The sequence below is a fragment of the Pseudomonas sp. 51_B genome (genome assembly GCF_017491595.1).
Lineage (GTDB): Bacteria > Pseudomonadota > Gammaproteobacteria > Pseudomonadales > Pseudomonadaceae > Aquipseudomonas > Aquipseudomonas promysalinigenes.
In genome coordinates, this window is sequence record NZ_JAFGYW010000117.1 from 1 (window position 1) to 572 (window position 572).

The window sequence follows — 572 nt, forward strand, 5'->3', positions numbered from 1 at the left end:
GAGCTTCTGTCCCCGGCCTTGCGCGCCGGCATCGGTCGCCCCATAGTCGGCCTGCGCCGTGTCCAGTAACGTTTTGAGCGTCCCGCCCCCTTTCACCGTGGCGCGCAGCGTCGACGAGTTCGCCTACGTGATGCACGGCTACGACGAGGGCAGCGAATGGTCGGCTGGCTCGAGCTGTTCGTTCACAGCAGGGCTGGCGCGGCGACCGTGGACCGGCGGTTTTCGGATGGCACATCAGGCCTCGGTCTTGATGCAGGAGATGCAGGAGGCGCTGCCGCCGTGTTATGCGCGGACCAGTCGATTTTCCGATGACGACCATCATGCAGGCATGCCGCCATGTGCTGCTGCCGTCGCCGGCTGCACCGATGTCGAGACAGCGACCTCGCCCGAGGCTTGGCGTGCCGCGGCCGATGGCAGTGGGCGAGCAGGTGAGCAACCATTGTCGTGCGCGTCAGGCCTTTGTTCTCCTCTTTCGCCCCCTCCATCTCCACATCGTCCCGCCGCGACCGACCGCGGCGGCTCGCCCCGCTCAGAACCGATCGCCGAACCCCATCGCCGGATCGCTGACGGAG

Annotated in this window: 1 protein-coding gene; it reads left to right on the forward strand. The window is 67.1% G+C overall.

Annotated elements, in window-relative coordinates; all coding sequences use genetic code 11:
• Positions 1-308: 308 nt before the first annotated feature.
• A partial coding sequence (locus J5M56_RS23935) for a hypothetical protein (protein WP_207937934.1) occupies positions 309-572 on the forward strand: 264 nt, incomplete at its 3' end.